The sequence below is a fragment of the Virgibacillus salexigens genome (assembly GCF_000723585.1).
GTDB classification, from domain to species: Bacteria; Bacillota; Bacilli; order Bacillales; family Amphibacillaceae; genus Virgibacillus; species Virgibacillus salexigens.
Window position 1 is genome coordinate 2,548,436 of sequence record NZ_CCDP010000001.1, and the last position, 14,946, is coordinate 2,563,381.

Sequence of the window (14,946 nt, forward strand, 5' to 3'; positions counted from 1 at the left end):
TTGCTATGTCTGTAGAAGTCAACTTAGATTAACGGTAGCTTCGTTTCGCTTTTTTTATGCCTCTTCATTAAGCGCGTTCTTGTAGCTGGCTATTTCTATGTAGGCGCTTCATAGAAGAAATGTTTTTTCATTTCATCTGCACCGTCATTTTCTCGCTTCTTGTAAATAGCTTTCTAGTATTCTTTGATGAATCTTGGAATTACATGTAAAAACAGAGTTATTACCCAACATATTAATCTTCTCTCCATCTATGGTGGTCGTCATTCCTCCTACTTCATTAACGATTACCATCCCTGCAGCTAAGTCCCAGGGAGAGAGACTAAGTGTCAAATATCCATCTAAAATCCCTTCAGCCACAGAAGCAAATTCTAACGCTGCAGAACCATACGTTCTCGTACCTCTTACATCTTTCACTAATTGTTGCATGACCCTTTCATCAACTAAACGATTCTCGCATAACCAAAAGTGGTTTAACCCTATAATAGACTCATGAAAGTTAAGATTGTCATTTAATGCAGGGAGTTTCTTATTTCCTTTATATGCTCCTTCTCCACGTTTCGCACTATATAAAACATCTTCCATCACGTTATAAATGAACCCAATTTCACCGATACCATCCTGATATATTCCCACAGATATTGCAAAATTACGTTTTTGATGTACGAAATTCATCGTACCATCAATTGGATCAATAATCCAAACCGTTCCATCCATTGTATCAAGCTGATCTCCAAATCCTTCTTCACTTAAAATAAAATGGTCGGGAAATATTTGCTTGATATTACTAGTAAAAAAGGCTTCTATATCTCTATCCATTGTGGTTACTAGATCATTTGCATTTGATTTCGTATCAATGGTTAAAGGGTCATTTATATGAGCTTTAATCATTTTACCAGCTTCCAATACCCATTCCAAAGCATGCTGAAAAATCGTTTCACGCACCTCTGTATTCATTTGTATACCCTCCAATATGTTCTGTATATCACCTATACTACCAAATTAATAATAGCAAGTCATTGGATTCGTACTTCTTTGACAGTACTTTATACGTTGTTCATAGAAAGTGTCACATTGTTCTAAAGTGGGTTGGGCGAATATCTTTTAGATACCCTATATGCATCATTCTTTAAATGTAAGTTACTTACTAAAAAAGAACCTTCATTAAAGCAACGCTTTAATGAAGGTTTTATTTTATGCATGATCAATCTCTAACCATTGTCTTCTTAATTGTTTAAGTCGTTCCTTGCTTTTTATTATTCCAACAGTATCCTCGTTTTTCATAGCATCATAAAGCGTAACAAGTTCATAATCAATTTCCATACGAATAACAGGCAGCTTTTCCAGAGCTTCTTTACGACGTAATGCCTCCATCACGTATTTCAAATTGTACACAACCTTTCGATCGCTTTTAATATATTTATGAGCTCTCTTACAATTTGGTTCAATAATTCTTAAAAATCCGCGAATTATTGTATTACATTCCCCAAAAAATTGCTTGTTTAAACATTATTTTTATGCATTATGTTTTTAACTTGACTTCCGTATAACCATAATTAATAATTATTATAAATAATAATTAATTATCATCAAGAGAAAGGTTGATATAATGACGTTTAATGGCTTTAAGAAAAGTGATTTTGATACATTCTTAATTAACGGGTTAGATGCTCGGATGGAAGCAATCCAAACAAGAATTCAACCTAAATTTCAGGAAATTGGTAATTACTTAGCAGATTATTTATCCATGGAATTAGGTAATGAAGTTTTTGTACATATTGCTAAACATGCTAGGAGGACGGTTAATCCTCCTAAAGATACTTGGTTAGCAATAGCTGATAATAAACGTGGATATAAAAAGCACCCTCACTTTCAAGTAGGCTTATTCGATGACCATGTTTTTATTTGGTTAGCATTAATTTATGAATTGGATCACAAAACGGAAATTGCCAATACCTTTATCGATAGCTATGACGAAATCAAGCAATTGCCGTCGAATTTTGTTGTTTCCCTTGATCATATGAAAAAGGAAGCGAAACAATTAAACGAACTTGAATTAAAAGATTTAGAACGATTCCGTGATGTTAAAAAGGCCGAATTTCTGATCGGTCAACATTTACCAAAGAATGATGCGCGAGTTTTTGATGGAGAAGCATTCCTTCATACTGCAAAGGAGACAATGAATCAATTACTACCATTTTATAATAAAGCGTTGAATAGTAAATAATATAGATAAAAGCAGCACAGAGATCGAAGTGTGCTGCTTTTTTTATCCAACAGAAATGCTCGTATCGTTGGAATTTCTAGCCTGTTTAACAACTTGAAAACTAGAATAACCAGAACCCTGTTCAAACGAACTAAATAATTTCTTTTCTTCACTTTTAGACGGTACAATTCTTTTAAATTCACGATATGCAGCTAGAAAGACATCACGATCTATCTTTTTTTCATACGCCTGTTCAACCAAGGAAAAAAATTGCACAACCTGAATAACTTCTTCTTTCGACCATGTTTCATCAATAGGATAATGATAATTCACTTATAACTCCTCCCTTCAAGATCATTTTTCCCTACGTTTAACGATCCACAAACAGCATTTTAATGATATCATGTTATCTCGTATTTGTTGACTCTTTTTGATCGTACGTAAGATCGACTTCAAGTAAGATGCTTATAAGGATGCATCGGTAAACTGAATCAATGAGGATTCATCCTATTGTATGACGGAGGAGGTTAGCAATACATTCACAAAAAATTGGGGGGTACTTGTATAGGATTGATAGATGAATCTCCAGAATCGTTACAAGTAATAAACGTATCATATGCAAATAAAGCTGCCGTTTCAAGTTGGACGGCAGCTTTATGATTACCTTATAGTTATTTATTTATTATTTCACGACAAGTCGGACAAGTACCGTATAGGGTAGTGACTTTTTCATCATCAAACTGTTCAATAACTTTTTGACAATCCTGACAAACAATGGTGCCCATCTGGCCCAACTCCTTTGTGATGATATTTTATGATAGCGTATTCATATTATAATATAACACATTGGAAAAATCAACCCTATTTAGTATGTCATATTTATTTTATTTGTTATTTGCATGGACCTGTCTCACTTGAAATGATCAAAAATAAAAAACTAAGGCATGTGCTTGTTGTAAAGACATGCCTTAGTTTGTAGCGCTAATCAATTGTCTTAACTTGATGTGGGTCTACCATTTCATAACCTTTATCTCTTAACCCGTTTACGATATCTGCCAATGCTTTATTTGTCCATTCTCTATCATGCATTAACAGATTTGCACCAGGCTTTAATAGAGAATAGTCTATATCTACCTCTGGTCCTTCTCCTGTTATCATAGCATTGGTTAATTTTTCTACATTCATATATGGCTCAAAGTAATCATAGCCATACGTCCAATTCATTAGCACCATATTCTCTTCTTTCGCCACTTGCTTTGAATGATCGGTATTCATACCATGTGGTGCTCGAAAAAATTTTGGCCGTTCTCCGATGATTTCTTCTATTTGATCACTAACTTTTACAATCTCTTCTGTTTGCTCTTTTTCAGACAATGTTGTTAGATTCGCATGGCTATATGTATGGTTTCCGATTATAAAGCCCATCTCATGTATTTCTTTTAATTGTTTTTTTTGCTCAGGCGTTTCTAAAAAATGCCCATTGGCAAAGAAAATCGCCTGTACATTTAACTTTTTTAATGTTTTAGCCATTTCAACAGCATATTTATCTGGCACGTCATCAATCGTTAAAAGTACGACTTTTTCATTTATCCCTTCCTTCAAAGGTACAATGGTTGCATCATCTGAAACTTTATATTTCGGTTCTTCCATTTTTTCAGTTGGCTTTGATTCAGTATCCTGTTGATTCGGTTGTTGTTCTCTCTCTTCTCCAGATGTTTGTTCCGGTTTTTGATTTTCATTTTCAGATTGCTTTTCGCTGACAGGTTGAGCACTTTCTCCACAAGCAGCTAGCACTAAGATCAACATTAGAATAGTAATTACTTTTTTCAAGCTACCCCTCCCCACTTACCATTCATTCTATCAAGTCTATTATAAGTTCCTGGAAATTAACTGGCAATACAAATTTAAACAAAAAAAGACAATTGTTTAAACTCGCTCTAGAATGGGTAGTAAAATAAATAGTATGATATTTCTATGCCTCGGGAATAGTAAAAACAAGCGTTGAGATTTGAACAAATTATTTCATTATGTTTTAATACAATAAGTGTGCCTACATATATAATGCCTGAAAATAATTAAAGAAAGGATAATTTATGTGAAAAAAGTAACACGAGTCTTTTATATTTCTGCATTTATAGCAGTACTATTTATTATTTGGGGGATCATCCCTAAAGATGTATGGCCAAATGCAAATTTAGATAATGTAACCACGATTGTTCAAGGTTTTTTGGTAGATAAATTTGGCTGGTTTTATTTAATTAGTGCAACTGCATTTGTCATTTTTGCAATCTATCTTATTTTTTCCAAATATGGAAATATTAAATTAGGTAAGCCTGGTGATAAGCCAGAATATAGTTATTTAACTTGGTTTGCTATGTTATTCAGTGCTGGTATGGGAATTGGACTTGTGTTCTGGGGGGCCGCAGAACCATTATCTCACTTCCATACTCCTCCGTATGGAGATGCTGAAACGAATGAGGCAGCTAAAACAGCAATGCAATATAGCTTCTTTCATTGGGGTCTCCATCCATGGGCTATCTACGCAACGATCGCTTTAGCACTAGCTTACTTCAAATTCCGTAAACAGGCACCTGGTGTTGTAAGTGCAATCCTTGAGCCATTGTTTGGTGATCGAATCAAGGGTACATGGGGAACGGTTGTTGATTTCATCGTTGTATTTGCTACTATTTTCGGCGTCTCAACCTCACTTGGTTTAGGTGCCATTCAAATAAGTGGTGGTTTATCCTTTGTAACAGGAATGGAATCAACGATCACTTTACAACTAATTATTATTGCTATTGTTACCGTTCTATATATGACATCGGCAATGACCGGTCTTAATAGAGGAATAAAGTATTTAAGTAATACCAATCTTATATTAGCTTTCTTACTTCTAGTATTTGTTCTTATTCTTGGACCGACGAACTTTATTATGAACTTTTTTACAACGTCTTTCGGAAGCTACCTACAAAACTTGCCTAGTATGAGTTTACGTATGACTCCGTTTAGCGAAGATAATGCTGGATGGATTAATGGTTGGACTATATTCTATTGGGCATGGTGGATTGCATGGGCACCATTTGTTGGTACGTTTATTGCCCGGGTCTCTAGAGGTAGAACAATTCGTGAATTTGTTTTAGGTGTACTACTTGTACCAACAATCTTTGGTGCGCTTTGGTTCGCAGTCTTTGGAGGTTCAGCTATTCACCTGGAAAGCTTTGAAGGCGTCAATATTATGCAACATATTAATAATACTGGTGAGGAAGTAGCATTGTTTGCCTTATTAGAGAATTTCCCAATTGGCGGATTTATTTCTATTATAGCGATCTTGCTTATTTGCACTTTCTTTATCACATCGGCTGACTCAGCGACTTTCGTATTAGGAATGCAAACGACTGGCGGTAGCTTGTATCCACCGAATTCGGTTAAGTTTGTATGGGGAGTCATTCAATCAGGTGCAGCAGCAGTGTTACTTTGGCAAGGAGGATTAAATGCATTGCAGACGGCATCTATTATTGCAGCATTTCCATTTGCGATTATCATGATACTTGTCGTATTCTCCTTGATTAAATCATTTAAACAAGAGGCCAAAGAGGTGGACTTAAGTAGTAGAAGAAAAGGTTAGAGCTCATTTGCTCTAACCTTTTTTACAGTTCATAACTTTTCATTTGTAACTATATTACTAATCCAACATAACTATTTCAAACCATTAACAGTTCTATAACATCCCGACTTTGCACGCATCTTTTTGTTAAACTATGAGTATACACTGATAATTAGCAGGAAGGTGAGTAAAATTAAACGCGCAATCATCCCTCTAATTAGCATAATGATTTTGCTACTAAGTGCCTGTCAATCGTCACCAATGATTGACGTTATTACTTTTCAGCCAAAAGAATATGATGTTATGTTTCTTACTGATAAAACAAATAGTGCGTTAGAAAATATCTATTATGATGCAATTATCGAAGTGAAGGCAGAATATCCGCATGCTTTTAGTGAAGTACAAACAAACGAAACAACGATAGAAGATATAGAAAATGTAACGGAGCAAGAAACACCTGCATTATTAATTACCAAAGATGGTAGAACAATTGAAAGCCTATCTGGTGAGATGGAGAAAGATGAAATCAAGGAAAAGCTTGAAGGGATTATAAAGTAATTTTTTAACCGCTAGGCAGTCTTCTTCTTTGTACCACAAACGTCTTCTCATAAGGGATTACTATCCGGCTAACTAGGGATAATAAGTCTACGCACGTATTTTTATATAAAAAAACAATGGCCATTATAAGCCATTGTTTTTTTATGTAAAATAAGTCCTTTTACAAATAAAAGCCCGAATATTGACTTAAACATCAATATCCGGACTAATTTTCATTATGCTACACTAGACGATTACTAGCTTACATCATGTGAATAGGAGTACCTAACGCAACTTCCGCAGCTTCCATTGTAATTTCTCCTAAGCTAGGATGTGCATGAATGGTAAGCGCGATGTCCTCAGCAGTCATCCCTGCTTCAATTGCTAAGCCGATTTCAGCAATCATATCGCTCGCATTTGGACCTGCAATTTGGGCACCAATAACGAGTCCATCGTCTTTGCGTGTGATCAGCTTCATGAAACCATCACTATCATTTAATGAAAGTGCACGACCGTTTGCAGCAAATGGGAATTTAGCTGCTTTTACGTCATATCCAGCATCCTTAGCTTCTTGTTCTGTATATCCAACTGTCGCTAATTCAGGATCAGAGAATACTACTGCTGGCATACCTACGTAGTCGATTTCTGCTTTCTCTCCACTAATTGCTTCAGCAGCAACCTTTCCTTCATAAGAAGCTTTATGAGCTAGTGGCATACCTTCTACGATATCGCCAATTGCATAGATATTTTCTACGTTTGTACGGCATTGTTTATCGATTTTAATTAATCCACGGTCATCTTTTTCAATACCAACTTGTTCTAGACCAAGTTCTTCCGTATTAGGACGACGACCAACTGTTACTAATACATAATCAGCTTCAATTGTTTCTTCTTTACCGTTTACTTCATAAGAAACTTTTACGCCGTCTTTTGATTCTTCTACACCTTTTGCCATTGCTTCCGTGATGATGTTAACACCTTTGTTTTTCAGACGCTTCTTAACAACTTGTTTCATTTGCTTTTCGAATCCGCCAAGAATATCTTTTGTTCCTTCAAGAACTGTTACCTCCGTACCGAAATTAGCGTATGCAGTTCCTAATTCAGTACCAATATATCCTCCACCGATAACAACCATTTTTCCAGGAATCTCTTTTAGATTTAATGCTCCTGTAGAATCAAGTACACGGTCAGAGAACTTAAAGCTAGGGATTTCAATTGGTGTAGAACCCGTTGCAATAATACAGTTGTTAAAAGTATAGGTTTGAGAGTTTTTATCATCCATAATTTTAACCGTTTTATTATCAACGAAATAAACTTCACCTTTTACAATATCGACTTTGTTTCCTTTTAATAAACCTTCTACGCCGGAAGTTAGCTTTTTAACTACGCTTCCTTTCCATTCTTGAACCTTAGTGAAATCTACAGTAACATTTTCGGTTTTTATTCCAAGTTCTTCATTACCGTGAGCATGTTCTGTTAAATGTCCAGCTTGAATTAACGCTTTGGATGGAATACATCCAACATTTAAACAAACTCCCCCAAGTGCTCCTTTATCTACAATTGTTACTTTTTGTCCTAGTTGTGCAGCACGAATAGCGGCTACATAACCACCAGGTCCAGCTCCAACAACAAGTGTATCTACTTCAATTGGGAAATCTCCTACTACCATAAACCTACGCCTCCATCATAATTAATTGTGGATCGCTTAATAATCGCTTGATTTGATTTAGAGCTAACTGTGCAGTAGCACCATCAACAATACGATGATCAAAGCTTAATGATAATGCGAGTACCGGTGCAATTACAATCTCTCCATCGCGAACAATTGGCTTCTCTGCGATACGGCCAATTCCTAAAATAACAGCTTCAGGATAATTTAATACTGGTGTAAACCATTGGCCACCTGCAGATCCAATATTTGTAATTGTATTGGAAGCACCCTTCATCTCTTCAGGTGATAGTTTACCACTTCTAGCTTTATCTGCCAATTCATTAATTTCTTGAGAAATTGCAAAAATCGATTTACGATCAGCATTTTTAACTACTGGGACAAGTAGTCCTTTGTCTGTGTCAGCAGCAATTCCAATGTTATAATAATGCTTGTGAATAATTTCGTTTGTTTCATCATCCACTGCAGCATTTAAAATCGGGAATTTCTTAGAAGCTGATACTAGCGCTTTAGCTACATATGGCAAATAGGTTAATTTAATTTCTTGTTCTGCAGCTACTGCTTTAAATTTCTTACGATGTGCAACAAGATCCGTTACATCAACTTCATCTAAGAGTGTAACATGAGGTGCTTTTGTTTTCGAATTAACCATTGCTTTTGCAATTGATTTACGAATGCCACTCATTGCTTCACGAGATTCAGGGAAATCACCTTCTGATACAGGCGCAGTCGTCCCTTTCTTAGGTTCTGCTTTTTCCTCAGTCGCTTCAGATGTTTCCGTAGTTGCTTGGCCACCATTTTTAAAGCTATCGATATCCTCTTTTAGAATACGACCATTTTTACCCGAACCAGTAACTTCTGAAATATTCACATCATTGTCTCGTGCATATTTTCTTACAGATGGCATAGCAATAACTCGTTTATTATCACCAGAATCACTTGCTGGTTGTGATTTTTCCTCTACTTGCTTGTCTTCAGATTTAGAAGCTTCTTCTTTTTCAGCTTCCTTATCGTCTTGAGCCTCTTCTTCATCATCATTCGATTCATAACCTTCTGCATCGAATGTAATAATAGTGTCTCCTACGACTGCAACAGTGCCTTCTTCCACATGTACTTTTTCTACGGTGCCATCAACTGGAGATGGGATTTCCACGACTGCTTTATCGTTTTGGACTTCACACAATACATCATCTTCTTTGATTTCGTCGCCTTCTTTAACAAACCATTTAACAATTTCGCCTTCGTGAATTCCTTCACCGATGTCTGGCAACTTAAAATTAAATGCCATACGAATGACCTCCTATCTTCTTAATTAAAAGTTTATTACTTGATCCACTTTCTCAATGATGTCTTGATGGTTTGGTAACCATACTTCTTCTGCTGCTGAGAATGAATAAACCGTATCTGGCGCTGTAACACGTAATACAGGAGCTTCCAAGTGTAAGATGGCACGCTCTTGTATTTCAGAAATCACATTAGCAGCTATCCCAGCTTGGCGTTGAGCTTCTTGAACTACAACAACACGATTTGTTTTCTTAACCGATTCGATAATCGTTTCCATATCTAAAGGAGATACTGTACGTAAGTCAACAACTTCTGCACTTACTCCTTTTTCTTCCAGTTCTTCTGCTGCTTTTAGTGAAGCATGAACCATTGCACCATAAGAGATAAGCGTTACATCCGTACCCTCACGTTTAACCTCTGCTTTTCCTAGCTCAATGGTATAATCTTCTTCTGGCACTTCCCCGCGGAAAGAACGATAAAGTTTCATATGTTCTAGGAATAATACTGGATCGTTATCACGAATAGCAGAGATAAGCAATCCTTTTGCATCATATGGTGATGAAGGAATAACTACTTTTATTCCTGGTTGCTGAGCAATTAATCCTTCTAATGAATCAGCATGAAGTTCTGGTGTATGAACACCACCACCAAAAGGTGAACGAATCGTGATTGGAGAATGGTGTGAACCTCCAGAACGGTAACGCATACGAGCCATTTGTCCACTAATGGAATCCATTACTTCATAAACGAAGCCGAAGAATTGAATTTCCGGTACTGGTCGATAGCCTTGTAATCCAAGACCGATAGAAAGACCACCGATGCCAGATTCAGCTAAGGGCGTATCAAATACACGCTCTTCACCGAATTCATCTTGCAGTCCTTCAGTAGCACGGAATACGCCACCATTTTGACCAACGTCTTCCCCAAATACAAGCACATTTTCATCATTTTTTAATTCCGTGCGCAATGCGTCTGTGATGGCTTGAATCATTGTCATTTGTGCCATGATTTACTTCGACTCCTTTTCTTTATATTCTTCCATTTGTTCTTGCAAGTGAGATGGAAGTTCTTCAAACATGTTGCCAATGAAATCCGTTACTTTTTGTTTTGGATATTCATCCGCTTGTTTTATTGCTTTTTTGATTTCATCTTTTGCTTCTTCAATAACTTTGTTTTCGTCTTCTTCAGACCATAGATCTTTCTCTTCTAAGAATTTACGGAAACGAACAAGTGGGTCTTTTTTCTCCCATTCATTGTCAAGGTCATCCGTACGGTAACGAGTAGGATCATCACCAGCCATTGTATGAGGTCCATAACGATACGTTAACGTTTCAATTAGCATTGGGCCTTCCCCGTTAATTGCGCGTTCACGGGCAGCTTTTGTAACAGCATAAACAGCAAGTACATCCATTCCGTCAACTTGTACTCCTTCGATACCAGCCGCTACAGCTTTTTGAGCCAAAGTCTTAGCATTTGTTTGTTTTTCAACTGGTACAGAAATCGCAAAGTAGTTATTTTGAACAAAGAAAAGTGCTGGTGCTTTATATGCACCTGCAAAGTTGATTCCTTCATAAAAATCTCCTTGCGAAGTACCACCGTCACCAGTATAAGTTACAGCTACAGCCTTTTTGCCGCGTTTTTTAATTCCTAATGCTACACCGGCGGTTTGTACGTACTGTGCTCCAATAATAATCTGTGGACTTACTGCATGAACACCCTCAGGCATTTGGTTCCCATGGAAATGACCTCTTGAGAATAGGAATGCTTGGTATAATGGAAGTCCCTGCCAAATTAGCTGTGGAACATCACGATATCCAGGTAATAAGAAGTCCTCTTCTTCAAGTGCGAACTGACTTCCTAATTGAGAAGCTTCTTGACCTGCTGTAGGTGCATAAAACCCTAGACGTCCTTGTCTATTTAGAGCAATAGAGCGCTGGTCCAATACGCGTGTGTAAACCATTCGGCGCATAAGCTCTTTTAATTCGTCATCTGAAAGATCGGGCATATCATCTTTATTGACAATCTTTCCATCTTCGTTAAGAATTTGGAACATTTCGAACTGACTTTCAACACTTTCTAGTACGTGTTTCAAAATAGTTCACCTCTTCCTTTCTTTATATCCTTAATAGTATTGTCATTTCTAGCCTACCCAAAATAAGAAAAAAATCTGTACTTTTTGCTCTTACCCTATGTTCCCTTTTTTATTTGCTATTAATCAAAAAATGATGTATATAAACTGTTACATAAATAAAGCAAAAATCACTAGTACAATTTCTTTTCATGTAAATTCTAGCTTAATTATTTCTATTGGTCAAACACTTTGTTCTCATTTACTTATTTTAATTTGAACGAGGCTTGGCTAACAAAATATGTTGCTTCTTATTATTCTGTTATAATCGTTTTTGCAAACTGTATTATTAACATCATTCCGTAATCAATCTTTCAGTTACCTATCTTCAAACAAAAAAACGCCTATGGATCCTCCCCCTGTAGTTAGGGTTGCTCCAAGGCGCTGTATTTTACTCAACCTAATTATTCTTCTTTTGATTTATTTCCGGTAGGATTTTTCTCGTAATTCACTTCCATACCTGCTTGTTCATAGAAAGCTTTTTTCTGTTCATTGTAATCAACGGTATGCTCATTAAACGAATTATTTAAATCAATTACCTTTTGGTAACTTTCATTAATTTCGTTTATTTGCTGAGTCAAGGTTTCTTGTTCTAAATTTTCTTTTTGCAACATGTTGTACATTTCCTTTTCTAAGGCTAGTGCGTTTTTGTACGCATCATTTAATTGATGATATGTTTCATATCGCTGTTGCATCACTTCAGTCATTGATGTTGCTGTTTCTTTTAATTTCTCATCTTCTATTTCGGCTATTAAATCTTCTGTTTCAGCGAACTCTTCTTCTGCTTTTTCAATACTTGCTTTCTCCGTTTTTATTGCTTCTGAACGTTTTTCAATTGAATCAATTGCTTGTCCGGAAAGTTCTTTAATCTTATCCATTTCATCCATTCCAAGATTTATAATTTTACTGTATAATTCCTGTTCTTGTTTTTCTAATTCAGTAATCTTACTTTGTTGCTCTTCAAAATCCTTTTCTAATGAAACAGCTTCTTCTAAATGCCCTTGTATCTGTTCTTCCGTCGTTTCGCTACTGCAAGCTGCCATCATAAAAAGCAAAAAGCTGATTACAATAAGGACAGACTTTTTCATCGGCATGATTTTCTACCTCCTACATCATTGCATCATACGTACGAGTTTTAGTATAACACAAAGCGAACTCTATTGGATTATAAAAAACTATACTAGTTTATATAGTCAAGCTATGATTAATATAACGTAAATATGATAAAATATGAAATTGTAACATAGAAATAGAGTAATAATGATTAGGAGTGGTACTCATGATAACCATGAAAGATATTGTCAGAGAAGGACATCCTTCCTTGACAGAAGTAGCTGACGAAGTAGATATTCCATTAAATGAGTCGGATAAACAGTTAATTGAAGATATGTTGATGTTTTTAAAAAATAGTCAAGATGAAGAGATTGCAGAAAAGTATCAGCTACGCGCTGGGGTAGGCCTTGCTGCACCGCAACTTGGATTAAACAAACGGCTCGTTGCAGTACATTTTGAAGACCCGAATGGGAAACATTATAGTTACGGACTAGTCAACCCTAAAATCATTAGCCATTCGGTTGAAAAGTCATATTTATCAACTGGTGAGGGATGCTTATCTGTTGACCGTCCAGTTGAAGGCTATGTTCCTAGACATGCCAGAGTTACAGTTAAAGCTTTTGATAAAGAAGGCAATCCGTTGAAACTGCGATTAAAAGGGTATGCGGCTGTTGTATTTCAACATGAGATTGATCACCTAAATGGAATTATGTTTTATGATCATATTAATCAAGAGCAGCCGTTCGCAGTTCCTGAAAATGCAACACCAGTTGAATAACCTCTTGTACTCTGTTAACGCAAAATAGTTTAGAAAAGGATCCGAACTATCATCTGAGGATACCAAATACCTCGTACGAATAGTTCGGATTTATAAATTTGTTGTTTAACAAATTAGCCCCTTGCCCATTTGCCAAGACCCTGCTGGAGAAAACCTCCTCTATTAGAATATTCGGTTTCATAATATTTCAGCGCCATTTTAGACTAACTGGAAATACGCTAATCCTTTTTGAATACCGTCAAGATCAACTGAATCTGTTGTGAAATCAGCAACCTTTTTCAATTCCGGTACAGCATTCCCCATTGCAATACCTGTTCCAGTTTCTTTTATCATTTCAATATCATTTAGTCCATCACCAAATGCAAACGTATCTTTTATATCTAATCCACTGGCCTGAATTAACTTCTCTACCCCGACTGCTTTTGAACCACCGCTAGGTAGAATATCACATGAGTAATCATGCCAGCGTAAAAAGTGAAGTTGATCATGGCTTTGAACAAACGGTGCTTCTTCCTCTTTTTCACAGAACAACAATGCTTGGTGTATTTTATTTGATTGATAAAATTCAGGGTCAACTTTTGGGTAATCAAATTTCAAACTACCCATACTCTCCGTGATAAATGGATGATTTCCGACAGAAGCACGCATTTCCTGGTTATTCATGAAGACGATCGGATATTCCATCTGTTCCGTTTTTCGGTATAAATTTGTTAACTCCTCTGTAGCAATTGGATTTTCGTAAACTGTTTCTCCTTCAAACACAACATATTGACCATTAAAACTAACATAGGATTCGATTTGAAGTTCTTTTCGAATATCTTCAAACATAAATGGCGCTCTGCCAGTAGCTATAGCAACATAAACACCATTCTCCTTCAATTTTTGGATTGATTTTTTTGTAGACAGCGGGATTTGCTTATCGTGATCTAAAATAGTGCCGTCAATATCAAAAAATACGATTTTGTTATGCATAATATACTCTCCTTTATATCTTGATGTATAAGAATTCATTCTCTGTTAAAACTAAGTATAGCAGTGTATCAGAAAGAAGTCTGTGAAGCAATAATAAATATTTTTTTAAAGAAATAAAGTATTTTTATTTCAATATTCCTCTACTCATACTATACTATAGATAAGAGGGATTGGATCGGTAGAACGTTTTTCTTGCTTTTCTTAACTATGTGAAAGGAGCTGTAACGTCATGTTGAAACGCCTAAAAGAAAAGCTCAAGAAACGCTGGAAAGACTTTTTAGGCCAAGGACGTGTACCTACAACTTGTAAGAAAGACTACCATTGATATTACCAATCACAACAATAAAGGTATCATAATATCGGAAATCGAATAAAGCGGAATATCGGAAACTGACGGAATACCTTTTCACTCGTGATTTCTTGTTTGAAGGTATATCAATAATTTAGCAAATCAAAATCGTGTTATTAAGAAAGAAAAATAAGAGTGAATATTCAAGGAGAGATGAGATGATTTATAAAGTATTATATCAAGAACTGCCTGATGAAATTCCAGTTCGTGAACGTACAAAAAGTGTTTATGTAGAAGGCGAATCCGTAAGACAAGTAAGAACAAAATTAAACGAACGCAAGTATAATATCGAATTTATCCAAGAAGTGAATGACGCACATTTAGACTATGAAAAGCTATCCGACGATTTTACTGTGGAGAATATCTAAC

The 14,946-nt window shown here is 36.0% G+C and carries 16 protein-coding genes; 5 read left to right on the forward strand and 11 right to left on the reverse strand.

From position 1 onward, the window contains the following. Positions 1-144 precede the first annotated feature (144 nt). Together BN990_RS12270 and BN990_RS12275 are read right to left on the reverse strand one after the other, a co-directional pair. A complete protein-coding gene (locus BN990_RS12270; RefSeq protein WP_038244513.1) occupies positions 145-954 on the reverse strand; it encodes an inositol monophosphatase family protein in 810 nt (269 codons plus the stop codon). A 237-nt stretch (positions 955-1,191) separates the two neighbouring features. Beyond that, positions 1,192-1,383 (reverse strand): hypothetical protein, encoded by a 192-nt coding sequence (locus BN990_RS12275; protein ID WP_021291715.1) that lies wholly within the window; start codon positions 1,381-1,383, stop codon positions 1,192-1,194. A gap of 223 nt (positions 1,384-1,606) precedes the next feature. Between BN990_RS12275 and BN990_RS12280 the strand changes: the two genes are divergently transcribed. Continuing rightward, complete coding sequence (locus BN990_RS12280; RefSeq protein ID WP_038244516.1) at positions 1,607-2,224, forward strand: YktB family protein; 618 nt, start codon at positions 1,607-1,609, stop codon at positions 2,222-2,224. A gap of 42 nt (positions 2,225-2,266) precedes the next feature. On the opposite strand, the gene BN990_RS12285 is transcribed toward BN990_RS12280, so the two are convergent. The 3 genes from BN990_RS12285 to BN990_RS12290 form a co-directional block, all read right to left on the reverse strand. Beyond that, positions 2,267-2,536 (reverse strand): UPF0223 family protein, encoded by a 270-nt coding sequence (locus BN990_RS12285; protein ID WP_038244518.1) that lies wholly within the window; start codon positions 2,534-2,536, stop codon positions 2,267-2,269. A 338-nt stretch (positions 2,537-2,874) separates the two neighbouring features. Continuing rightward, the gene (locus BN990_RS21955) at positions 2,875-2,988 is read right to left on the reverse strand and encodes a GapA-binding peptide SR1P (protein WP_021291719.1); all 114 of its coding nucleotides are present in this window, start codon (positions 2,986-2,988) and stop codon (positions 2,875-2,877) included. Positions 2,989-3,184: 196 nt separating this feature from the next. After that, the gene (locus BN990_RS12290) at positions 3,185-4,033 is read right to left on the reverse strand and encodes a polysaccharide deacetylase family protein (protein WP_038244521.1); all 849 of its coding nucleotides are present in this window, start codon (positions 4,031-4,033) and stop codon (positions 3,185-3,187) included. A 265-nt stretch (positions 4,034-4,298) separates the two neighbouring features. Here BN990_RS12290 and BN990_RS12295 point away from each other — a divergent pair, with 265 nt between their 5' ends. Further along, positions 4,299-5,828 (forward strand): glycine betaine uptake BCCT transporter, encoded by a 1,530-nt coding sequence (locus BN990_RS12295; protein ID WP_021291721.1) that lies wholly within the window; start codon positions 4,299-4,301, stop codon positions 5,826-5,828. A gap of 162 nt (positions 5,829-5,990) precedes the next feature. Beyond that, positions 5,991-6,365 carry a hypothetical protein gene (locus tag BN990_RS12300; RefSeq protein WP_021291722.1) on the forward strand — a complete coding sequence of 125 codons (375 nt, stop codon included), beginning with the start codon at positions 5,991-5,993 and terminating at the stop codon, positions 6,363-6,365. Between the two features lie 241 nt (positions 6,366-6,606). On the opposite strand, the gene lpdA is transcribed toward BN990_RS12300, so the two are convergent. The 5 genes from lpdA to BN990_RS12325 all read right to left on the reverse strand — a co-directional run bounded on the left by lpdA (position 6,607) and on the right by BN990_RS12325 (position 12,519). Further along, a complete protein-coding gene (gene lpdA, locus BN990_RS12305) occupies positions 6,607-8,013 on the reverse strand; it encodes a dihydrolipoyl dehydrogenase (protein ID WP_021291723.1) in 1,407 nt (468 codons plus the stop codon). A gap of 4 nt (positions 8,014-8,017) precedes the next feature. Beyond that, on the reverse strand, positions 8,018-9,301 hold the full coding sequence (locus BN990_RS12310; protein ID WP_038244524.1) for a dihydrolipoamide acetyltransferase family protein: 1,284 nt from the start codon (positions 9,299-9,301) through the stop codon (positions 8,018-8,020). 24 nt (positions 9,302-9,325) lie between these two features. Beyond that, positions 9,326-10,303 (reverse strand): alpha-ketoacid dehydrogenase subunit beta, encoded by a 978-nt coding sequence (locus BN990_RS12315; RefSeq protein WP_038244527.1) that lies wholly within the window; start codon positions 10,301-10,303, stop codon positions 9,326-9,328. 3 nt (positions 10,304-10,306) lie between these two features. Next, on the reverse strand, positions 10,307-11,350 hold the full coding sequence (gene pdhA, locus BN990_RS12320) for a pyruvate dehydrogenase (acetyl-transferring) E1 component subunit alpha (protein ID WP_231378701.1): 1,044 nt from the start codon (positions 11,348-11,350) through the stop codon (positions 10,307-10,309). A 479-nt stretch (positions 11,351-11,829) separates the two neighbouring features. Continuing rightward, on the reverse strand, positions 11,830-12,519 hold the full coding sequence (locus BN990_RS12325; RefSeq protein ID WP_038244529.1) for a YkyA family protein: 690 nt from the start codon (positions 12,517-12,519) through the stop codon (positions 11,830-11,832). Between the two features lie 185 nt (positions 12,520-12,704). Here BN990_RS12325 and def point away from each other — a divergent pair, with 185 nt between their 5' ends. Beyond that, positions 12,705-13,256 carry a peptide deformylase gene (def, locus tag BN990_RS12330; RefSeq protein ID WP_021291728.1) on the forward strand — a complete coding sequence of 184 codons (552 nt, stop codon included), beginning with the start codon at positions 12,705-12,707 and terminating at the stop codon, positions 13,254-13,256. 198 nt (positions 13,257-13,454) lie between these two features. Here the strand turns inward: def and BN990_RS12335 are convergent, their stop codons facing one another. Beyond that, entirely contained in the window at positions 13,455-14,228 is a 774-nt protein-coding gene (locus BN990_RS12335; RefSeq protein ID WP_021291729.1) for a Cof-type HAD-IIB family hydrolase, read from the reverse strand. 507 nt (positions 14,229-14,735) lie between these two features. On the opposite strand from BN990_RS12335, the gene BN990_RS12340 reads away from it, so the two are divergent. Then, complete coding sequence (locus tag BN990_RS12340; RefSeq protein ID WP_021291730.1) at positions 14,736-14,945, forward strand: DNA-dependent RNA polymerase subunit epsilon; 210 nt, start codon at positions 14,736-14,738, stop codon at positions 14,943-14,945. Position 14,946 lies beyond the last annotated feature (1 nt).